Below are 20,571 nucleotides of genomic sequence, written 5' to 3'. Positions count from 1 at the left end.
CGGCATGAGAACGGTGCAATAGACACCGTGGAAACCGGGGGCTGTGCCGGCTAAGTGGGTGGGTCGGCGTACTTCTTCGGTAGGCCCAGCGCCTTCAGGACCAGACGCTGCAAGCTCTGGCGTTCCTTCGCCGAGAGATTGCCGTAGAGCTGATCGAACGCCTTCCGGGTCAACTCCTCGCTCCGCTCCCGCACCTGCCGGCCGGACTTCGTCAACGACAGCACATGCTTGCGCCGATCCTTGGCGTTCTTGGCACGTGCCACGAACCCGCGTTCCTCGAGGTCGTCGAGCAGTCGCACCATGTCGCTGCGATCGACGCCCAGAACCTCGGCGACCTGCTTCTGGGACAGCTCACCCGGCTCTTCCAGACAGCAGAGGATCCAATGGGTCCGAAGGCTCAGCCCCTCGGCCGCCAGCACGCCCTCGAGGTCCTCACGCCCCACCCGATGCAGCTCCGCGATCACGAAGGTGGGGTTCCGCAGCAGGCTCTCCGGCGGCGTCGTGGATGCAGGCATGAACCCCACCCTAACAGTCATGGGGATTCACGATCGTAGAGAATCCCCACTAATGGTGACCTCGCCGACCTGGTCAGGAAGAAGAGGGGGTTTCGGCGGGACTACGTTCGGTCGTTGAGGCCGCACCGTGCAGGGAGAAACCCACGCCGCGGATCGTCTGGACTGCGTGGGGCGCCCCGATCGACGCCAACTTCCGGCGGAGCGAGAAAATATAGGTGTTGAGGACCTTCTTCGCCCTCGAGTCACTCGCGACGCCCCACACGATCAGGAGGAGATGCCGGCGCAGAACAATGCGGCCGGCATTGATGGTCAGCACGACCATGAGGTTGAATTCCGTCTGGGTGAGGGTCCTGCGCAGCCCGTGGTGTTCGACGGTTTTACACCCCCAGTTCAAGGACAGGACCTGCGCATTCGGCGTCGGTTGCGGTCTGGATTGTGCGCGGCGCAGTACCGCGCGAATCCGTGCAACGAGTTCCTCCTCGCCCATCTGCACGTCCAGGACGTCATCGGCGCCCGCCTCGAGAGCGGCGATCCGCTCCTGGCTGGACCGACGCTGATCGATCACGACGACCGCCCCCTCGAATCGGGTAGCCCGCAGAGTTCGGACGGCGTCAGGTGCTTGACGTCGTTGCGGTCGTAGGTCGAGGACGGCCACATCGAGAGCGCGGACACCGGCGGTTCGAATGCGGTCGACGAGGCGTTGTTTCACATCAGCATGGACGAGCACCACGCACGCAGGGGCTGCGGCCGGGATGCTGAATGGGTTCACACGGATCCTTGGGTTGCCTCGAGTCGCCTGTTTTCCGTCCAGGACGTGCAGGCTTCCCAGGACGTGCAGGCTTCGGCGGATACATCAGCGCCGCCACCTCGTTTCGCCGATACGATCGCATGGATCCTGGGCATTCGCTCCCCACCCGTGTGTTGCGCATCAGCCCCGGGCGCCGACAGGGCAGCTCGCAGCGTCGTGTCGGCGCCCGGCCGCAGCCTTTACGGCGGGTCGGGCCGCTCCGACCCAGGCAGTTGGGGTCATCGTGGAATCGGCACCCGACGCGTGGCCGGAGACCGACCCCGGTCCGGCCAGGCTCGGTCCGCATGCCGGCGCCGTTTGCCGGATCAACGGGTGAAAACCAGAGCCGACCACGGTGTTCACCGCGTGTTCAATCCGTGCGGGCACGCTCTCTTCCATGGGTATATCGCCATCAGACGTTCCCGGCACCTCAGGGGAACGCCCATGACCGACGGACCGGCCGAATACACGCCCCCGCGTTCCGCGCGGCCCCACACCACCGAGTGGATCAAGGCCCATCTCGAGCGGATGGACCGTACCGACCCGCAGGCGGCAACCATGACCGGCGGGAGGGCCACCGAGCCGACCTGACCGGCGCCCCGTCACACGCTCCTCTGCGTTGCTCTGTCAACGGAAATGCGGCCTATCCACGATCTGCGCGATCAGGAAGGCCACCGACCGGAGGATCAGCTCACGAGGCGCGTGGCGTCCGCTCGCGCCCGCTGGGCTGCCTGCAGTTCGAGCCCGTACAGCAGCCCGAACGCGAACCCGTTCTCGCCCGGTGTGGATCCGGCGCGGGCGCCGAGCGTGCGGAGGGTCTCGGCGGCCACGACGGAGTCCTGGTGCTCGCCCAGTACCGTCTGGATCTTCTTGTACTTTGCGGCCTTCTTTTTGGACTTCTTCTTACCGAGGACCGGTCTGGCGAGTTCGGCGGCGTAGCGGGCCCGCTTGGCGGCCTTGCGCGCCCGATGCAGCGCCGCGTCGTCGGTGTCGGCGACCGCGGTGGTCAGTCTCTTGTTTGCCTTGCGCCCGGCCTTGCGTGTCGCCTTGCGGACGGAACGCGAATCGGCCGGCGTGGTGAACGGTGGGTCGGTTCGCCACTGCGCCAAGGTGGCCATCAGCGCCCGGTAGCGGTCGCTGTCGATGGCCTCCATCGCGTGGCCGCGGTGGCGGTGTTGCTCGGCGAGCAGATCGCCCTCGATGCGGGCGGCGACCGGTCCCATCACCAGCTCGCCCGGCAGGTCGGCCACCTTCTCCGCGAACCGCTGCCGTTGCACCTGCCGGTCCCGCACCTCACCGAGCACACCGGCGTACCAGGACAACTCGGCGTCGAGCTTCGCTCCAGCCGTGGGGTCCAGGAGTTTGCCGAACACGCGCAGGGTGCTGCGGAACCGTCGAATACCGACCCGGGTGGAATGGATCGGGTCCAGCCCGCGGCGAAGCCACACGTCGCCGGCCACGATCGCCTGGACCTGGGCGTCGAGGTACTCGGTGAGCACCCGTTCCGCCGTGGCCCTTGCGTCGGCGGCGCGTGCGTGCTGGTTGGCGGCGAGCGCGCGATCGAGCTTCGACGCGTGCGGTGACGGCCTGGCACCGGCCTTGGTGAGGCATTTGCCGACCTTGGTCGCCACCTTGGCGCGCCGGGACTTCCCGCCGCCATCGCCGAGTTCGACGTCCACTTCCCGCCATTCGCTGACCACGGCGACGTCCCCGGCGACGGTGGCGTGCACCAGGTCGTCGGCCACCTCCGCGAGAAGCTGCTCGCCCCGGTCGAGCAGGCGTTGGGTGCGCCGCACGGTGGACAGCGCCGCCACCTCGTGCAGGGGTTTACCCAGAGCGACCCCGGTGACCAGGGTGGCCAGCTCGTCGGGAACCGCCTCCCTATCGGCGGGCGGTAGTGTCAGCTCGGTGCGGGCCTTGTCGGCGGGGACCTTCAATTGCCACCCGCCGTCCGTGTCACCGGTGCGCCGACGCAGCGTGACGTGCTGGCGGAGCAGGTCCCGGTCGTCGGTGTCGTAGTAGACACTGCTCAGGTTCGCCGCGCCGGCCTCGATCCGCCCACCGGCGGGAACCAGCCCTCCCAGATCCGGCAGCATGAAATGCAGGCCCACGTCGTACTTGTCTTCCCGCTCGCGCTGCGTCGACACCATGAGTCCAGTCTGCACCCCACCAAGGGTCCGCGGCGATTGACTTTCCGGTGGTGAGGGGCTCGGTCGGGTGGCGAACCCGGTGGGGCAGGGCGTGCCCACCAGGGCGCTCAACGAGGCGACGCAACCCGGCTCACACCGTCTCAGGTGCCTGGTCATCGTCGGTGGAGCAACGGCTGCGCAGGGCCGGCAGGATCCAGAGGCCGAAGAACATCAGCATCGCCGCTGCGGCCGCGATGATCCCGGTGGTCATGTCGACCACGAAGCTGAAGATCAGCAGGACCACGCCGACGAGGGCGAACCCCAGGACGGCGATGCCGCCGATCGCCAGTCGCTGTCCGGTTGCGACGAGGGTGGGAAGGGCATGCTGGCGGAACAGCAGCCGGTGGATGCCGACCGGCGCGACCAGCATCATCGTCGCGGTCACCGACAGGGCGACGGTCACGAGGTAGATCACTTCCTGAGCGCCCGACAGCTCCTCGAAACGCTGATGGAAGGGCAGGGTCAGCAAGAATCCGGTCAGAAGTTGAACACCGGTCTGCGCGACACGGAGTTCCTGCAGCAGGTTGTTCCAGTTGCGGTCGAGTCGCTGGGTGTCGGTTTCGTTGCGGACTCGGCGGTTCCATGCGGCGTCGTCCCGGTCCTCTGCGCTGTCCATGCCCAGGCAGTACCCGATTTTATGGTTGATGGAACCCGCGCAACTGCCGCCGGTGGGCGTCTCCGCCCGTCAGCTGTGGACGGCTGGTGCCGTCGGAGGCGCCCGATTTGCGGGTCAGCCCGGCAGGGCTGCGACGTCTCCCTCAGGTGCCTGGCGGTGCGCGATGTCGCGAAAGTTAAGACTGACTCGCCGGTGTGCACAAGCGAGCTGACACCGACGGAAAGGCTGGCGAGCAGCGGGTGAAGCTTCTTGCCAGGAGATGCGTTGGTCACAGACCTCCGGTGCTGGATTGACGCGGAAGGACCGGTGCTGGATTGACGCGGAAGGACTTGGGCCAGCACGATTCGTAGTATGAATTCCGCGGAAGAAGCACGCCAGATCTCGCAGGTCACCACGCGGCTGCTTACGAAGTTCCCGACCGCATCGCGGGAGGCAGTCGGAACCGCCGTGGAAGAAGCGGCCGCCCACTTCACGAGCGGGCGCATTCGAGATTTCGTTCCGTTGCTCATCGAGCGGGCGGCGACCGCCAAGCTCGCCGCGTTGATCGAGACATGACTGTCGGGGCAGTGGCGGATGCTTCCGACGCGGCGCAGGCGCGTATTTTCCTCGACCAATTGGACACGGAGATCGACGTTCTTTCCCAGCGTATCGAGTCCACAGAAGCCCTCGCCGACCGCGCCCGCACTGACCACCAACGCCGCCTAACCGACCAGTTGGGTGCCGAGGTCGCGGGCCTGCGTGGTGAGCTGTTCGAAGTGCACCGACTCGTCGATGCGCTCGTGTTCCGGTTTCCCGAGGTGATCCGGCGCGACCCACCAGCACTCGCCTGACCCCGCCCGGGGACAGCTCACAGTTTCCGAGTGCGGTATCACCGGCCGCGCGGGGAGCCCTCCACCCGCTCGTCGAGAGTGGCGGATCCGTGTGCTTGCTAACGGCGCGGGTTCCCAACCGATTCGAGGGTCATGGTCGCGGTTGTGGGGGCCAGTCCGATCTGGGGCCACCAGGCGGTGATGGTCACTGATCGCAGAGGATCCAGTTGCCCCGGCCTGCCCGGAAGATTGACAGACGCAATTTGTCCACATAATCGATACGACGACGCCGCGTTCGAGCATCGGCTCCTCGACCTCACGGAAACTGAGCGGGAACCGGTGATACAGCCACAACGCAATGGGCGAGATCTCTCGCGCGGATACCGGAATCCCTTGTACGACGCTGCAGTGACCACGACCGCCAATCCTCCCAGCGACTGGGCTGTTCACCAACCTGACAATGCCGTCTAGGTGATCGTCAACGTTGTGCACCTCGCCCGGCGGTGAAGGTATGACCCTGTCCTGTTCTCTCTCACATCCGTCGACGATGCGCCGTGCCTCATTCCACCACTGGCGTGGATGCAAGGACATAAGGCGTCAAGAGCTTGGCCATGTCTTCGGCCACATCGCCGTAGGAGTCCGGAGGCATCGAAATATAGCTAATCGCAAGCCGTGCGATGGCCTTGGCGAGGACCATGGCACGCTCCGTGGACGCCTGCACCCAACTGTGTCCGAATGTGGTGCTCAGACGCCCGCTTGCGCGTTCGATGAGGGGGGCGCTCTCGACGGTGATCAGACGCAGCAAGTCTGGTTTCGGATCACCAGTGAGCAAAGATTGCACCAAGGGATCGGAACCGCTCTCAGCAAAGAATCTCGAGAATCCCCCGAGCAATGCTCCGTGCATGTCACCCGTGTTCGTATAGACGGCTTCGTCGAGTGCCTCCACGAAACTGTCGGTCAGCCGCAGTGCGTAGCCTTGAGCGAGACCATGGCGCGACTGAAACTCGTTGTACAGGGTTTGACGACTCACTCCTGCCGACGCGGCGACGTGAGTCATGGTGATTTCGGACCAATCCTTGGTTCGCAGCAAGTCCCCCATCGCATCGAGTATCGACTGATGCAACAACGACCGGGTTGCCTCCGCGTAGGGAATACGAGCGCGTGCGCGGGGACGTCCGATCACCGGCACACCCGGAGCAATGTTGTCAGCCATGGACGGAATCGATGGGGGCCACCGATCGCGGGGCAGTTTCTCGCCGTATGGCGGCGAGGTCCGCCAGTGAGGTGTCTTCGTCCCTGAGAGCCTGCTGATCGAGGGGGCTGCGATGTTGGATCAATTCCCGCGCGGCGCGGATGTCCTTGGGGCGTCCCACCGACACAGCCCCGACGAGCATCCGATTCCTACTGAACAGCGCCGTAAAGTTGCGGTCGTCGAGGGAGCCACGGACGATCAAATCATCGTCGGCCCGGGGCCAGCCAGCGAACTGGAGATTGTGGCCGTACTGCGTGGACCACGCCCACGGCACCTCGGTGAAGAGCGCGGGCCTGCCTAGCATGGCTTTCGCCGCAGCCGCCCCCTGAGACATGGCGCTGTTCCAATGCTCGGTTCTGTGTCTGCCTCCGATAATCGGGTTCGGGCAGTTCGCGACATCGCCTGCCGCGTAAATCCCCGACGCCGAGGTGCGGAAATGCTCATCGACGACAATGCCGTTGTCGATTGAAAGCCGAGCCGATGCAGCCAGTTCGGTGTTCGGCGCCATCCCGATCGCCACCAGCGCCATTCCGGCGGACCATGTGCGCCCCTCGGTGTCCGTGGCCACGACACCGTGATCATCCAAGGTCAGGCTGGTGAGACTGACACCGGTTTCCATGGTGACTCCATGCTCGGCATGGAGTTGGCGGTACATCTTCGAGATCGCCGGCGGAAGAATCCTGATCAACGGCGCTTCCGCCGCTTCGAGAATCGTGACCTCGGTTCCGAGCGAGCGCGCGGTTGCCGCCACCTCGGACCCAATCAACCCACCGCCGACGATCAGGACAGACCCTGCGCCGATGATCGCATCCCGCAGCGACGTGGTATCCGCGAGGCCTCGCAACGTGTGGATTCGCTCGCCTGAGCGGGTGGCGAACTCACGTGCTCGTCCGCCTGTTGCCAGTAGCAACGCCTCGAATGTGAGTGTCTCGCCGTCCGACAGCGCCACGGTTCGCCGTTCTGGATCGATCGTTTCGGCGCTGATGCCCGAACGAATGTCGATGTCCTTCTCGGTCCACGCGGTGTCGGATTTGAGGAGCGCCCGCTCGGCTGTCATTGTGCCTGCAAGCAAGTCCTTGGAGAGCGCCGGCCGCCGATAAGGGAGGCTCGGTTCGTCTCCGACCATCACTATTCTTCCCGAGAAGCCCTCTGCCCGTAGAGTCTCCGCTGCAGTTGCGCCGGCGATGCCGGTACCGACGATCACCATCGTCGTCACGAGCGGGCCACTTCAATCATTTCGAAGTCCGCTTTCGCGGCACCGCAGTCCGGGCAACTCCAGTCTTCAGGGATATCGTCCCATCGAGTACCCTGCGCGATGCCGTCCTCGGGCCAGCCTTCGGCTTCGTCGTATTCGAATCCGCATTGAATGCATCGGTACAGCTTGAAATCAGAGTTCATGTCAACTCCTTGTCGTCGTGTCGGTGTCCACGGGTGCAAAATCGACTTTCTCCCGCACTCCGCAGTCCGGGCAGCACCAGCTTTCGGGGATAGCACTCCATCGGGTTGCCGCCGGGAATCCCTCTCGTGGTGCGCCAGTACGTTCGTCATACACGTAGTCGCAGACGGGGCATCGATAACGTGCCATTACTTCGCTCCGTACTTGGATAGGACCTTCTCACGCTTGCTCGGCTGAACGTTCACCCGTGTGATATCGCCGTCGTAGTGGGTGAGAACCCGCTTGTCCATTACCGTGCGCCAGATCGGCGGAACATAGGCGAGGACGATCATGCTCGCGTAGCCACTCGGGAGGTTCGGCGCACCGTCCATACTGCGAAGCGTCTGATAGCGGCGGGTCGGATTGGCATGGTGGTCACTGTGCCGCTGCAAGTGGTACAGAAAGATGTTGGTGCAGATGTGGTCCGAGTTCCAACTGTGCACTGGTGCGCATCGCTCGTACCGACCACTCGCGGTCTTTTGCCGCAACAGCCCATAGTGTTCGAGGTAGTTCACGGTTTCGAGTAGAGAAAAGCCATAGATGGCTTGGATAACCAGAAATGGAACGATTTCGACACCGAAACCGATGGTCAGTGCGCCGAACACCACGACCGACATTGCCCAGGCATTGAGTACATCATTGTGGATGCTCCACGTGCTCTTGCCGAGTCGCTGCATGCGGGTCTTTTCGAGTTCCCAGGAGGACTTGAGACTGCCCCACACACTGCGTGGAAGAAACGCCCAGAACGTCTCGCCGAACCGTGCACTGGCAGGATCTTCCGGCGTAGACACACGCACGTGGTGCCCTCGGTTGTGTTCGATATAGAAGTGCCCGTAGAACGTTTGCGCCAGAGTCACTTTCGACAGCCAGCGCTCGAGTTCGTCCTTCTTGTGACCCATCTCATGTGCAGTGTTGATACCGACTCCGCCCATCACCCCAATGCTCAACGCGAGTCCGATCTTCGAGATCCAGCTCAATCCCCCGTCAATCCCCAGCCAGGCGAGATTGTCCGCCGACCACAGGTAACACGCGAAGACGAGACTCGCCAGCTGGAACGGGATATACACATACGTGCAGTAGCGGTAGTACTTGTCGTTCTCGAGTCGCTCCATCACCTCCTCCGGCGGATTCTGGCCGTCGGGCCCGAAGAAGATGTCGAGAACAGGAAGCAGCCCGAACAGGAGCATCACACCGATCCACCACCAGATCGGTGACACCGCGTTCCAGCCGAGCTCATTAAATCCCCAGACCAACGCCGCGCCCAGGAAGACGGCCGTCGGTGGAATCAACCCCAGCAGCCACAAGTGTCGCTTCTTGTCACGCCATTCCTCGACAGGAATGTGCGACTCGGTATTCACGTTCGTCGTCACCTCTACTCCTCACCTTCGGGACCAGTTCGGGACTATGCCCTGGATCACTCAGGTATTGACACTACAGACGATCTGTAATTTGTCTATACACCGATGCTCTTTTGTATACCCCCGGCTGATCGCGCCAGATGGCCACCGCAAGTCCGCACCCCGGCGTCCAGGGCGCTTCTCGCTCGATGCCAACGCCAGGAAGGAAGCTCGCAGCCACACGGAACCAGCCGCATGCTCAACCACGAACGGCCTCTCGAGACAGCGATGATCCGAGGTGAGGGTCGCGGCTTCATCCCTTGCAGTGGTGGCCCGTCCGACAGCGCCTACCGGAACCGACTGCCGGTCGACCGCGCACCGGGTGGTCACAGGAGAGATTGTTCGGCGAAAAACTCACCTGCGGAGTACCACGACTCCCACCCCCCCGGGGCTCCCGGTTGGCGCGTACGGGCCAAGCCTGGCACGTGCGGACCGCGCGGTGACGTAGACCACACGCGCATAGTGAGGAGAGTCCGTGATCGGCTCGTGGAATGGAGAGAGTGGGATGAAGACAAAGGCTGCAGTTTGTGGGGGCTCGGAGAGAAGTTGGCAGGTCGAAGAACTCGACCTAGACGACCCCAAGCCCGGCGAGGCGATGGTCAGGCTCACCGCCAGCGGACTGTGCCACTCGGACGAGCACTTGGTCACAGGCGACATCCCGATGCACTTCCCTGTAGTCGGGGGCCACGAGGGTGCCGGGGTCATCCCCAAGATCGGATCGGGCTCAGCCATCTCGGAACCAGCTTGTCACTACCCTCCAACCAGGGAGATCAGACGGTCGTCGCCAGCTGGACCGCGAGCACCCGCAGCGCAATCTCGATCCGGGCTCTCCCCCTTCCCCGACGGCCCGGCACACCGGTTCTTCATGGACGGCTTCTACGCCGCGTACCGCGCAGAGTTCGGCCGCCCTCCTTCGGACGTGATCGCCCGGACCACACCCTTCCCACACACGGCACGGGAGGCCCCTTGAGGTCGACTGGATCGCCGAGGCGCATCGAATACTTCCGACCAACAAAGAGGTACCGCAATGATCGAGTTCATCTACTGGTTCGTCCCGCTGGTGATCTTCATGCTTTCTCCAGCATTGATCCCCATCATCATCCACGTGTGCGGTCACATCTACGACAAAGTCGGGCGGACGGCGGAGTCACCCCGCAATAGGCGCAGGCTTGAATCAGGCGTCGTGCGCAGCAAAAGTACCGGGACTTTCCGACTTGCGGTGGATCCGCCTCTGACACAGCGGTTTAGTTCTTCGCGTTGATCCGGCCCTCGAACGTGATCGTGATCCAAAATCTGATTATGCCGGGCGATCGCAGTCGGTGTGGGCTGGTAGGTGGTGTTGTCACGGAGCGTTGACTCCGCTCTTCCGTGTACCGCCCATTCGAAATTGTTTGTCGGCCATTTCATGCACGACGCTTCTTTGTCGTTGCTGCAGTCCGAAGCGACCGGTCAATGTCGTGCTCTGCTCGCTCGGAGGTTGGTGGGGGTTCCCCCTCAAGTGTGGACATCGTGAACACTGGGTCGTGAAGGTCCCAGAGGAAGAGATGTCACTGATGGCGATGAAGGCGTACTCGGCGGAGTTCAAGGCCGATGCCGTCGCGCTGTACCTGTCCGATCCGAGCCACACCTTCGATGGCATCGGCAACGACCTGGGAGTCAGCCGCGAGACCCTACGGAATTGGGTGCGGGCGGAGCGCAAACGCACCGGTACCTCCACGGACGAGCTCCGGGCCAGTGGGGTGGCGCGGCCGACATCGCGGGCAGGCGCGGTATCGTCCGAGTCCGTGTTAGAGGAAGAGAATAGGCAGCTCAAGGCCCAGATCCGGAAGCTCGAAACCGAGCGGGAGATCTTGCGGAGGGCGGCGAAGTATTTCGCGGGCGAGACGAATTGGTGAGCCGCTTCCGATTCGTTGATGACCACTGCGACACCGTTCCGGTGAAGTGGCTGTGCCAAATCCTGGAGGTATCCCGCTCGGGTTTCTACCGGTGGCGGTCCTCGGCGCCGGCCCGGGCGGAACGCGTCCGCGCCGATCAGGAGCTGGCCGAGCGGATCCGTGCCATCCACTCCGACTCCGACGGCACCTACGGTGCCCCGCGGGTGACCGCGGAGCTGCGCGAGGCCGGGATCGAGGTCAATCACAAGCGGGTCGAGCGTGTGATGCGCGAGCACGGGATCGTCGGTGTGCATCTGCGCAAACCGGTCCGCACCACGATTCCCGCCCCGGACGCGGCCCCGGTGCCGGATCTGATCCGGCGGGATTTCACCGCGAGCGCACCGAACACCCGATACGTCGGCGACATCACCTATTTGCCGGTCGGTGATGGTGAGTTTTTGTATCTGGCGACGGTGTTGGACCTGGGTTCGCGACGGTTGGCGGGGTGGTCGATCGCCGACCACATGCGTACCGAGTTGGTCACCGATGCACTGCGGGCGGCGGCGGCCTGTCGCGGCGCCGCCGGTCTCGATGGGTCAATTTTCCACTCCGACAACGGGGCTCAGTATGCGTCGGCCGAGTTCGCCGACCTGTGTCGCGAGCTGGGCGTGACGACATCGCGGGGTGCGGTCGGGACGTCGGCGGACAACGCGGCGGCCGAGTCGCTGAACGCGACGCTGAAGCGGGAGACGTTACAGAGTCGGAAGCGCTGGAACAGCGCGGGCGAGGCACGTGCTGCTGTCTTCCGCTGGATCACGCGCTACAACACCAGAAGGAGGCACTCCACTCTCGGCCAGATCTGTCCGGTCGAGTTCGAGCGGCGATCGGCTACGCTGGCCACCGCCGCATAGGAACTGGTGTCCACACCTCGGGGGGAACGCCCGGTATCCACCTTCCGGGGATGATCCACGATGCTGTCGGCGTGTATACCCTGCCTTCGGACGGCACGAGAGTTGATGCTTGCCCATCGGATTGTCGCTGAGCGGTGGGTGAGGCGTAGACAATGTGGAGTAGATGTGCGGGTCCGGATCGGACCCGAGGTCTGAGATCGCCGTTTCGGCGATCAACAGCTCCGCGAGCGGGACGTTCCGAGAACGCTGGTCCTCAGGGCGGTCACTGTGCGATGCTCCGCAGGTACGCCGCGCTTGCCATCACATCCGAGACTGGATCCTCGGCTTCTGATTCACCCGTCACGATGGTGCCCCATTCTAGCATGAACCACCCGGCCGAAAACCCTGGTCCCCTGGTGCTCGACGTCAGCGTCGCCGAGCGGGGGTACGCGCCCTGGGCGGCGGCGTAGGCCGCGCGGGTGTCGGTGATGTCGGGTACGGGTCGTGGTCAGCGCGTCGTGCAGCAGCACGCGGGTGAACCCGCCGACCGCCTTCAGGTCGTAGGAGGTGAGGGTGCCCGCCAACCGTCGGGGGTCTGCCGGAAGGTACCCGCCCGGGCTGATCTCGGTCGATTCGAGCCCGGGGTTTCGCATCTCGGACGGAACGTGCTCGGTCGGCGGCGGGTGGCCTGAGCCCGGACCGCACCCACGCCCCCGAAACCGGCTCTGCTTCAATATGAATCATCGCCATCGCCAACCCTCGTCCATTCTGACTGGTCAGTGCTGTTGTAGGTGGCCCGGACTCACGACAGGCGGGGGTGCGCCGTCGACCATGGTCGACAGCGCAGTCGTGGAAATCTCTGGACATCAATGGCATTCGCGCGCATCGCCCCATTTCCGGCAAGGAAAGGGACCCTTCGGTCAGGATGTGCCGTCCGGTGACCCGTCGCGGCGACAGCGCCAACCGACACATTCTTGCCCAGAACCTCTTCCACTCTCCTCCGCGACAACACGCACGTTCAATCGGCGACCGTCGATGACGTGACAGCTCAGCCGCTTCTCTCGGAACGCCTGGATGCAGAACAATATGCACCGTACTCAGACGGTAACTGAACGGTATTGGGGTTAAACGAGGGTTAAACGGTTCTGCTGGTGGCCGCGGGTGACCGTGGTTTCGCCCCTCGGCGGTTCCACACCCCTCTGCTCGTTCTTGGCCGCGTGGTGCCAGACCGCGCGGCCGGTCGGTATTATGCCTTGAACTGCAGTTTCGACATCGAGTGGATACATCGGAGTGTTCGACAGTTCACATGCACGCAACTCAGTCTCAAGACGATTTCGTTACCGTAAGTGGTGCCAACGTGAGGGATCGGCTCAGCTAGAACTCAGCCACCGCTACGGAGCGCGCGATGGAACACCTTGTGGTCCTGTCCTTGATCGGCCTTCCGGTCGCCCTCTTCGGCCCGTATCTCACCTGGGGGGTGGTCCTGGCCTATGAAACGCGCTGGCTCGAGCGCCAGCGGCTACCCGCCCCGACCCACCACCAGCGACGACTACCGGCCCCGACCAAGGGCCACCCAGATCACTCGCCGATGCTCCCAGAGTTCGGTGTCGGCACCTCGGCGCCGGACCTGAGACCGGGGCACACCGAAACCGGTCGTCGACGCCCCGGTGTCGGCACCCCCGGCCGCGGCACCGGCGTCCCGGTGCAGGTGTCCGGCGCTGGTACACGGAGCTTGCCCGCCTCGGCATACCGAAGACGCGGGCGCGGGCCCTGCGGGTCGCTCCCTCGCTCCTCACAAGCGGAGCACTCAGGGCGCCGCGGAAGCCACGCAGCGACTCCCCACACCGCGCACTCGTGTCCCTCTACCGGCGTGGCCGCAGCAAACCACAGCATCAACAGAGGCGTGGGAGATGACCGAAGTACCCGATACCGGTGACACCCCGGCGCTGGAGCCCGCAGATGCCACGGACAAGCGTCGGATGGATGGCCGGCAACTATTGTCGACCGCGAAAGGCATTGTGATCGCGTTACGCGGCTGCAGCGACACCGCCGCATTCGACGAGTTGCTGCGCATGGCCCACCGTCACCACCTCAGCGTGCTCAACGCACGCGCACTCGTAGACCTCGCCGTCGGCGACAAGGGTCACACCAAACACACTCGTTGCGCGCAGTGACGCTCCCGGCAGTGGTCCTCTCTGCGCCCGAAACGCCCAATCGCCTCCCGGGGGGGACAATCAAGGACATGAAATGCAGCTCACCCCGCGACGCGGATAACGACAAACTCGCGATCTCACCGACACCGCCTTGTGCGCTCAACCATCGCGATGTTGTTGACGCAGATCGAATTTGCGGATCTTGCCGGTGGCGGTCACTTGGCCAGCGCGGTGACTATCTCGATCCGTTTGGGTACTCAACGCCGCTACATACACGGAGGGATGGCTCGTGGGTACACCACGGTGTCCCGGTCGTCGACAACCATCTCCACCCGGGTGGGATCGGTGGCGAGGTCATCCCATGCCACAACGTTGCGCTCCGCCACCCCTGGTGCCGCGGGATTCGGGCCGCATCAGCGGCAACCACCGACGACCACGGCGCTACGATCGCCGACTGTTGCGGGTGTTCTACCTGTCCGCCCAGCTCAGCGTGAGATCCAGTGCCCGAGTCCAAGACCTATTACGACCGCAAACGCGCGGAAGGGAAACGGCACACCCAAGCAGTACTTGCTCTGGCCAGGCGGAGATCGAACGTTCTGTGGGCGATGTTGCGAGACGGGGCCGCCTATCGATCTGTGTCCACCGTCGAGACGGCTGCCTGACGCGGAATCTCCACGGGCCCCGTAGGTCAGAGGTGCCGTTAGCGTGTCGGCGTTCCCGGTTTAACCGAATCACGGTTAGTGCTCACAGGGGGTGCTGCTTTCCCAGGTTTGTGTCGGCAGGGTTCGTCCTTTGAGGGAGAGTTCGCCGTGTGGTGTCCATTATTCGCGTTCGTGTTCGCTGGCAGCTCTGATGACGGTGTCGGCGGCGAGGATCCATCCCGGCGTGTGTTTGGCGAGGGTCTGTGAGGCGTGATGCCTCGTTGACCGCGTCGCCGATGACGGTGTATTCCAGGCGCTGGTCGGTGCCGAGGTTTCCGGCGACGACGGCGCCGGTAGCGAGTCCGATCCCGATGTCGAGTTCCCCACGTCGGCGAGGACGCGGTCGCGGATCTGCCGTGCGGCGTCTCCCTCGAATTTGTTGACCAGCCCGTGGTGGCTCTCGGTTGCCGCGATCACTGCCGCGAGGAGACGGTTGAGCTTGTCGACGAATACTTGCGGCGAGAGCTGGTGGGCGAGTTCCGTCGAGTTGGTTACGTGCAACAGCACCGGAACTGGCCGGCCGGCATCGGCGGCTTCTGCGGGATCAGGGCGGGAGGGCAGCACACTCGTCGGCCCGCTCCGTGCTGCTGCCCGCGGTGCGGACGGGCACTGGTGTGACACATTGCCATGCATCTTCTTTCAGTCGTGTCAGCGGTCCAGCGCGTGCTGGACCGCGCCGGGGCGGTGATGCGAAAAGGCCGGTGCAGCGGGACGGGGCGAGGTAGTCGACGGTGAGGCTGCGGGTCACCGCCGGGGTGAGGGCGATCCAGAGGGTGAAGCCGAACAGGTCGTCGCAGGCGGCGGCCACCGCCCCACCGTGCGCGAGGCCGGGCGCACCGATGTGGCGTTCGTCGAACGTCACATCGGTGTAGACCTCGTCGCCGGAGCGGAACACCTCCAGTTGCAGGCCGGCGGGATTGTCCGGCCCGCACCCCATGCAGGTCGGCGAGTGCGGCGGTAGCGGTAGCTGGGTCACGGGCGTCCCTTCTCGGCGGTGCTGGCTAACGGCGGGCGGCGCGGGATCGACTGCGCTGGGCCGGTTCGGCCGGGTTCCCCGATGCGGCCGGGTTCCCCGATGCGCCCGTGTCCGGGGTGCGGGGAGCGCGGCCGGGCGCCCAGAACAGCAGGATCGCGGCACCCGCCGACGCGATGACTGCGAGGACGATCGCGGACTGCTCGGTGCCGTGCAGAAACGCGGACTTGGCGAAGTCGGCGAGTTGGTCGCCGACCGGTCCGGCCCGGTCGGCGACCTCGAGGGCACCGGCGAGTGAGTCGGTGACCGGGCCCCGCGCCTCCGGAGGGAGCCGCTCGATCGCCGGGGCGATGTTGTGGCTGTACCCGGCGGCCAGGACACTGCCGGCGACCGCGATGCCGATCGCCGCACCGATCTCGCGGGTGGCGTCGTTGACCGCCGCGGCGACCCCGTGTTTTTCGACCGGGGTGTCCGCAACGATGGCCGCCGTCGCCGGTGCCGCGGTCAGGCCCAGACCCGCGCTCATCAGCAGCGTCGGCCACAGCACGTCGACGTAGGTGGAGTGCAGATCCAGCCGGCTGATGACGTAGAACCCCCCAGCGATGGCGAGCAGACCGGTCACCGTCATCAACCGCAACCCCAGCCGGGCCGCCATCCACGGTGCGATCGCCGACAGGAGCACCAACGGCACCATCATCGGCGCCAACGCCAGCGCCGAACCCAGCGGGCTGTATCCGAAGATCAACTGCAGGTATTGGACGAGGACCAGGAAGACGCCGAACGTCACCAGGAACTGGATCGTGATGGAGAACGATCCGCTCCCGAAGCCCCGACGGGCGAAGAACCGCACATCGAGCAGCGGATGATCCGCCCGCAACTCCCACACCACGAACACCGCCGTGGCCACCACACCCAGCCCGAATCCGGCGACCACCGCGGGATCCGACCAGCCAAGTGCCGGCACCTCGATGATGGCCAGCACCACCAGTCCGATCGCGAACACCACCGCGACCGATCCGATCACATCCATCAGCGGCGGATTCTCCTGGCGGGATTCGGGAATGGTGAAGGCACACAACAGCAGAAACACCCCCACCCCGGTCAGGCCGACGAAGATCGACTGCCACGACCAGAAGTCGAGCAGCAGCCCCGACCCCAGAATCCCCAGCAGACCCCCGGACCCGGCGACCCCCGCCCAGATCCCGACCGCCCGCCCCCGCTGCTGCTCGGGGAAGCCCGCGGTCAGGATCGACAGCGTGGACGGCATCACGAACGCCGCCCCCACCCCGGCCGCGGCCCGCGCCGCGATCAACCACCACGGGGTCGATACCAGCAGTGGCACCGCCGAGGCCAGCGAAAACAGCGCCAACCCCACGATCAGCACCGCCCGCCGGCCGTAACGGTCACCCAGCGCCCCGGCCGGCAACACCAGACACGCCAACGCCAACGTGTACCCATCGACCACCCAGGTGAGCTGGGTTTGCGTCGCCCCGGTGGCCACCGCAATGTCCGGCAGCGCGGTGTACAGGGCCGCCATCGACGCGACCACCAGGGCCACCGACAGGCACGAGACCACCAACGTCCACTTCTGCGCCCGCGACAGCAGCACCCGATCACCGGCAGCCATACACCCACCTCCACATAACGATACGGTTGGTATCGGTTCGCTACTATGCGTAGCACAATGTGGGGTGAGGGGATAGTGCCCGCGACTGATCCGAGGGCACAATGACGAGGTGGGCGAGAAGATGATCATCGAAAACCTGGTCGACGACGAGGACCGGCTCGTGGATCCCCGGCGGGCCCGTTCACGCGCACGACTGCTCGACGCGGCGACGTCCCTGCTCTCGACCGGCGGCATCGAGGCCGTCACGATCGACGCGGTCACCAAGGTGTCCAAGGTCGCGCGGACCACCCTCTACCGGCACTTCACCGACAGCACCCAGCTCCTGGCCGCGGCGTTCGAGCGACTGCTGCCCCCGGTCACCGCACCGCCGGCGTCCGGAACGATCCGTGAACAGTTGATCGAGCTGCTGGACCGTCAGGCCAAGCTCATCGAGGAAGCCCCCGCCCAACTGACAATGCTCGGCTGGCTCGCCCTCGGGTCCACCCAACCCGACACCGTCGGGACGACATCGCATCCCGAAGATGACAGGAACCCGGTCAGTTCCCTCCGCACGCGGGTGGTCAACCAATACCGCGAACCGTTCGACGAGATCCTGGGCAGCCCCGAAGCCCAGCAAGAGCTCGGCCACTTCGACACCACCCTGGCCCTGACCCAACTCGTCGGACCCATCATCTTCACCCGACTCGCAGCACTCCCGCCCACCGGCCCGGCTGAACGTCAGCAACTCGTCGACGACTTCCTCGCCGCCCGCGCCACCGCACAGACGCAAACCTCGATCACACACTGATTTGTTGTTGCCCGACATGTTTCAGAGGTCAACGATTCTCCGCCGGTCTCGATCTACCCACCAACTACCATGCGCAATCATCGAACTGCGTTCGTCGATGATCGACGGGCAGATGGCACACATGTCCGAGCTGGGTACACCTAGGCTTAGGAAAGTTCGGGCGCGCATTCCTCGTCCCTTGGCCTCACGGCCTCACGGCCTCCCGGCGACGGCCTGGTAGTCCTGAAACCGCACGTCCGCCATTTGTTTGACGTATGGGTGGCGAACCCGGGGTACATGGTGGCGTTGAAGCCGTCCTCGGTCAGATACCAGCTTCGGCACCCTGAGTTCCCGGTCGTTTTCGCCAACCGTTTCTGCAGGGCATCGAAGCTGCGTTGCGCGTTCTCACGTACATCGAGGTACTTGAGATTCCAGCGTCCCATGGCCCGGATCGCCTGCACGGCGTAGTCGATCTGTGCCTCCATGTACACCAGCGCCGAGTTGTGCCCGGGCCCCGGAATTCGGGCCGAAAGTGAAGAAGAGGTTCGGATAGCCGGCGACATTGATGCTCTTGTACGCGTAGGCACCGGACGACCACTCCTCGTCGAGGGATCGACCGTCGATCCCGACAATCGAAAAGGGTGTGCCGGACTTCGCCACATCGAAGCCCGTGGCAAACACGATCGCGTCCACGTGATGTTCGAGCCCGTCGGCGGTGCGGATGCCCTCCGGACACAGGGTCGCGATGGGCCAGGTAATGAGGGTGCAGTTCTCCCGACTCAACGCTGGGTAGTAGTCGTTGGTGACGAGCAGTCGTTTGCATCCCGCCGTGAAGCGAGGGGTGAGTTGGCGGCGCATCCAGGGATCTTTGATCTGGCGTCGCAGCTGCAGCCGGGAAATCTGCTGGAGAAGTCGGGTCATCGCGGTGTGCCACACCAGCCCGAGCGCCATGAACTCGTGCATCCCGAACACCGCACTACGGGCTGCAGTCTGGGCGGGCGGCACCGTCCGGTAGAGGGCCTTGTTCCACTCCGGGGTGTTGCAGCCGGGGCACCACCCAGCCCGGAGTCCGCTGAAAAACCTTCACGTGCGCGGCCGTATTGACTAATTCGGGGAATGATCTGCACGGCACTCGCGCCGGTGCCGATCACGGCGACCTTCTTGCTTCGGGATCAACCGGTCGACAGTGGAAGACATCACACGGCGTTCACGGCTCGCGCGCGTCACGCTGTACCGCAGATTTCCGAGCAAACAGCACCTGATCGAAGCGGTCATAATGCGCGAGCTCGGAAAGTTCCTCACCGACCTGCAGCGTGAGGCCGACCGATATCCCCGTGCGGAAGACAAGCTGACCGAGGGCTTCGTCTTCACGCTCGCCGCCCTACGCAGTCACACGCTGCTCAATCGGCTGCTCGAAAGCGAACCCGAAGCTCTTCTGCCCCATCTGACCGTGCAGGGCAGGGAATTCGTTCGAACATGCTCGGACTTTCTCGCCGCACAGTTCGCGCAGAGCCTGGACGACGACCGCACCGGCGCCGAACTACTCATTGTCGCCGAACTGACCGTGCGCTTGATTCTGTCGTTCGTGCTGACTCCCACGACCATCGTCGATCTCGACGACCCCGACACCGCACGCGACTTCTGCCGCCGATACCTGGCCCCGCACTGACCGGCCAACTCAAACCAACCGACCCGAAGGACTGAACGCACATGGCTCGCTCATCGACCACTCACACAAGCAAGCTTCTTCGTCACCGGAGCCGACAGAGGAATCGGCGAAGCCCTCGCCCCGACGTCTGCATGCCACTTGGGCGAACGGCGCGCTCGTCGGCCCGGAAGCGGACAGAATGCGCACCCTCGCAATCAAACTCGGCGATCGCACAGTAGTCTTCGAAGCTGGCGTCACCGATGACGCAGCAATAACGGCCGCCGCCGACGTGACGGCCGAACGGTTCGGCGGAATCGACGTTACCATCGGCGTCGCCTTCGTCGGCGTCGCCTTCGTCGGCCCCTGTTCGCCGCACCTGTCGAACACATCGAACGCACCCTCGTAGTCAACTTGGGCGCCTGGCCCCCGACCGTGCCGTCCTGCCCCATCTGCTTCGCAGGGGTTATCTGCTCAACATTCCCCACTTGCCACGGCAGGACACATGCGACTGATAGGTGCCCACACCGCGTAGGTGCCTACACCGCGTCCAAGCCCGGCAACGAAAGCACTCACGCTTCCGTCGACACCGACCTCGTCCGCGGAGCCTTCACCATCCAGCCGGAGCAGCCGCCTATGAGCTTGCGGCGGCGCTTCTCGCCAGATCCAGCCCCGTCACTGAAGCCGTCGGTACCACCGAGAAGGGGAATCGCCCGACGCCCCGCCCGAATCCGGGCGCCCCGGTTCGTCGACCCTGCCCTGCGGACTCGTACACCCCCTCGAGTTCGGTCTACCGATGCGACCCCGAGGATTTCGCCGCCGCATTCGCGCTCGCCGACGGCCACGAACAGCTCGCCCAGCACGACAATCTTCTCGGATCTGCTGCGAATATTCCACTTGCCCAAGATAATTCCTACTTTGAGGCGTGTCGAGGAGATCGGT

Annotated in this window: 20 protein-coding genes and 5 pseudogenes; 11 read left to right on the top strand and 14 right to left on the bottom strand. The window is 64.6% G+C overall.

The features are described 5' to 3' along the window. Positions 1 to 50: 50 nt before the first annotated feature. Both GO592_RS39625 and GO592_RS39620 read right to left on the bottom strand, forming a co-directional pair. Positions 51 to 515, bottom strand: a complete 465-nt coding sequence (locus tag GO592_RS39625) for a MarR family winged helix-turn-helix transcriptional regulator (protein ID WP_012686944.1) — start codon at positions 513 to 515, stop codon at positions 51 to 53. A 73-nt stretch (positions 516 to 588) separates the two neighbouring features. Further along, positions 589 to 1,284 (bottom strand): response regulator transcription factor, encoded by a 696-nt coding sequence (locus GO592_RS39620; protein ID WP_007297980.1) that lies wholly within the window; start codon positions 1,282 to 1,284, stop codon positions 589 to 591. A gap of 462 nt (positions 1,285 to 1,746) precedes the next feature. On the opposite strand from GO592_RS39620, the gene GO592_RS39615 reads away from it, so the two are divergent. Next, positions 1,747 to 1,893 carry a hypothetical protein gene (locus GO592_RS39615; protein WP_157234259.1) on the top strand — a complete coding sequence of 49 codons (147 nt, stop codon included), beginning with the start codon at positions 1,747 to 1,749 and terminating at the stop codon, positions 1,891 to 1,893. 95 nt (positions 1,894 to 1,988) lie between these two features. Here GO592_RS39615 and GO592_RS39610 read toward each other — a convergent pair whose 3' ends face one another. Beyond that, on the bottom strand, positions 1,989 to 3,452 hold the full coding sequence (locus tag GO592_RS39610; protein ID WP_007297979.1) for a CYTH and CHAD domain-containing protein: 1,464 nt from the start codon (positions 3,450 to 3,452) through the stop codon (positions 1,989 to 1,991). Between the two features lie 130 nt (positions 3,453 to 3,582). Next, a complete protein-coding gene (locus GO592_RS39605; RefSeq protein WP_007297978.1) occupies positions 3,583 to 4,107 on the bottom strand; it encodes a DUF6328 family protein in 525 nt (174 codons plus the stop codon). 351 nt (positions 4,108 to 4,458) lie between these two features. Here GO592_RS39605 and GO592_RS39600 point away from each other — a divergent pair, with 351 nt between their 5' ends. Further along, entirely contained in the window at positions 4,459 to 4,662 is a 204-nt protein-coding gene (locus GO592_RS39600; protein WP_007297977.1) for a three-helix bundle dimerization domain-containing protein, read from the top strand. Then, positions 4,659 to 4,937, top strand: a complete 279-nt coding sequence (locus GO592_RS39595) for a hypothetical protein (RefSeq protein WP_007297976.1) — start codon at positions 4,659 to 4,661, stop codon at positions 4,935 to 4,937. The genes GO592_RS39600 and GO592_RS39595 overlap by 4 nt, the downstream gene beginning before the upstream one ends. A 255-nt stretch (positions 4,938 to 5,192) precedes the next feature. On the opposite strand, the pseudogene GO592_RS39590 reads toward GO592_RS39595, so the two are convergent. The 6 genes and pseudogenes from GO592_RS39590 to GO592_RS39565 form a co-directional block, all read right to left on the bottom strand. Next, positions 5,193 to 5,332: pseudogene (locus tag GO592_RS39590) on the bottom strand (IS6 family transposase); the annotation flags it as partial. A 143-nt stretch (positions 5,333 to 5,475) separates the two neighbouring features. Then, entirely contained in the window at positions 5,476 to 6,129 is a 654-nt protein-coding gene (locus GO592_RS39585; RefSeq protein WP_050785266.1) for a TetR/AcrR family transcriptional regulator, read from the bottom strand. Next, positions 6,122 to 7,375 carry an NAD(P)/FAD-dependent oxidoreductase gene (locus GO592_RS39580; protein ID WP_050785278.1) on the bottom strand — a complete coding sequence of 418 codons (1,254 nt, stop codon included), beginning with the start codon at positions 7,373 to 7,375 and terminating at the stop codon, positions 6,122 to 6,124. The genes GO592_RS39585 and GO592_RS39580 overlap by 8 nt, the downstream gene beginning before the upstream one ends. A gap of 5 nt (positions 7,376 to 7,380) precedes the next feature. Continuing rightward, positions 7,381 to 7,566, bottom strand: a complete 186-nt coding sequence (locus GO592_RS39575) for a rubredoxin (RefSeq protein WP_007297973.1) — start codon at positions 7,564 to 7,566, stop codon at positions 7,381 to 7,383. Between the two features lies 1 nt (position 7,567). Further along, positions 7,568 to 7,753, bottom strand: coding sequence for a rubredoxin (locus GO592_RS39570; protein ID WP_007297972.1), 186 nt, complete (start codon positions 7,751 to 7,753; stop codon positions 7,568 to 7,570). Next, positions 7,753 to 8,973 carry an alkane 1-monooxygenase gene (locus tag GO592_RS39565; protein WP_007297971.1) on the bottom strand — a complete coding sequence of 407 codons (1,221 nt, stop codon included), beginning with the start codon at positions 8,971 to 8,973 and terminating at the stop codon, positions 7,753 to 7,755. Before GO592_RS39565 ends, GO592_RS39570 begins: the two co-directional genes overlap by 1 nt. A gap of 532 nt (positions 8,974 to 9,505) precedes the next feature. On the opposite strand from GO592_RS39565, the pseudogene GO592_RS45335 reads away from it, so the two are divergent. From GO592_RS45335 to GO592_RS39540, 5 genes and pseudogenes are all read left to right on the top strand, one after another. Beyond that, positions 9,506 to 9,724: pseudogene (locus GO592_RS45335) on the top strand (alcohol dehydrogenase catalytic domain-containing protein); the annotation flags it as partial. Between the two features lie 303 nt (positions 9,725 to 10,027). Further along, positions 10,028 to 10,261 (top strand): hypothetical protein, encoded by a 234-nt coding sequence (locus GO592_RS39555; protein ID WP_007297969.1) that lies wholly within the window; start codon positions 10,028 to 10,030, stop codon positions 10,259 to 10,261. 292 nt (positions 10,262 to 10,553) lie between these two features. Beyond that, positions 10,554 to 11,785, top strand: a protein-coding gene (locus GO592_RS39550; RefSeq protein WP_085990379.1) for an IS3 family transposase whose coding sequence is annotated in 2 segments (ribosomal slippage) — positions 10,554 to 10,875 and positions 10,875 to 11,785 — 1,233 coding nt in all. Because the reading frame shifts where the segments join, the coding sequence is not laid out codon by codon here. A gap of 1,889 nt (positions 11,786 to 13,674) precedes the next feature. Beyond that, entirely contained in the window at positions 13,675 to 13,938 is a 264-nt protein-coding gene (locus tag GO592_RS39545; protein ID WP_007297966.1) for an ANTAR domain-containing protein, read from the top strand. A gap of 370 nt (positions 13,939 to 14,308) precedes the next feature. After that, a pseudogene (locus tag GO592_RS39540) lies at positions 14,309 to 14,579 on the top strand (transposase); the annotation flags it as partial. Between the two features lie 82 nt (positions 14,580 to 14,661). Here GO592_RS39540 and GO592_RS45330 read toward each other — a convergent pair. The 3 genes and pseudogenes from GO592_RS45330 to GO592_RS39525 all read right to left on the bottom strand — a co-directional run bounded on the left by GO592_RS45330 (position 14,662) and on the right by GO592_RS39525 (position 17,218). Further along, entirely contained in the window at positions 14,662 to 14,925 is a 264-nt protein-coding gene (locus GO592_RS45330) for an adenylate/guanylate cyclase domain-containing protein (protein ID WP_231869137.1), read from the bottom strand. A 373-nt stretch (positions 14,926 to 15,298) separates the two neighbouring features. Next, a pseudogene (locus GO592_RS39530) lies at positions 15,299 to 15,594 on the bottom strand (PaaI family thioesterase); the annotation flags it as partial. 25 nt (positions 15,595 to 15,619) lie between these two features. After that, positions 15,620 to 17,218, bottom strand: a complete 1,599-nt coding sequence (locus GO592_RS39525; RefSeq protein ID WP_007297962.1) for an MFS transporter — start codon at positions 17,216 to 17,218, stop codon at positions 15,620 to 15,622. Positions 17,219 to 17,339: 121 nt separating this feature from the next. On the opposite strand from GO592_RS39525, the gene GO592_RS39520 reads away from it, so the two are divergent. After that, entirely contained in the window at positions 17,340 to 18,005 is a 666-nt protein-coding gene (locus tag GO592_RS39520; RefSeq protein ID WP_039951559.1) for a helix-turn-helix domain-containing protein, read from the top strand. A 192-nt stretch (positions 18,006 to 18,197) separates the two neighbouring features. On the opposite strand, the pseudogene GO592_RS45325 reads toward GO592_RS39520, so the two are convergent. Continuing rightward, positions 18,198 to 19,147: pseudogene (locus GO592_RS45325) on the bottom strand (flavin-containing monooxygenase); the annotation flags it as partial. A 23-nt stretch (positions 19,148 to 19,170) separates the two neighbouring features. Between GO592_RS45325 and GO592_RS39510 the strand changes: the two are divergent. After that, positions 19,171 to 19,653, top strand: coding sequence for a TetR family transcriptional regulator (locus GO592_RS39510; protein WP_007297958.1), 483 nt, complete (start codon positions 19,171 to 19,173; stop codon positions 19,651 to 19,653). A gap of 178 nt (positions 19,654 to 19,831) precedes the next feature. Continuing rightward, entirely contained in the window at positions 19,832 to 20,038 is a 207-nt protein-coding gene (locus GO592_RS39505; RefSeq protein WP_007297957.1) for a hypothetical protein, read from the top strand. Positions 20,039 to 20,571: the final 533 nt, after the last annotated feature.

The sequence above is a fragment of the Rhodococcus sp. 21391 genome, assembly GCF_016772255.1.
GTDB lineage: Bacteria > Actinomycetota > Actinomycetes > Mycobacteriales > Mycobacteriaceae > Rhodococcus_F > Rhodococcus_F opacus.
The sequence above is the reverse complement of the archived record's forward strand: the minus strand, read 5'-3'. Positions and strand labels throughout refer to the sequence as shown.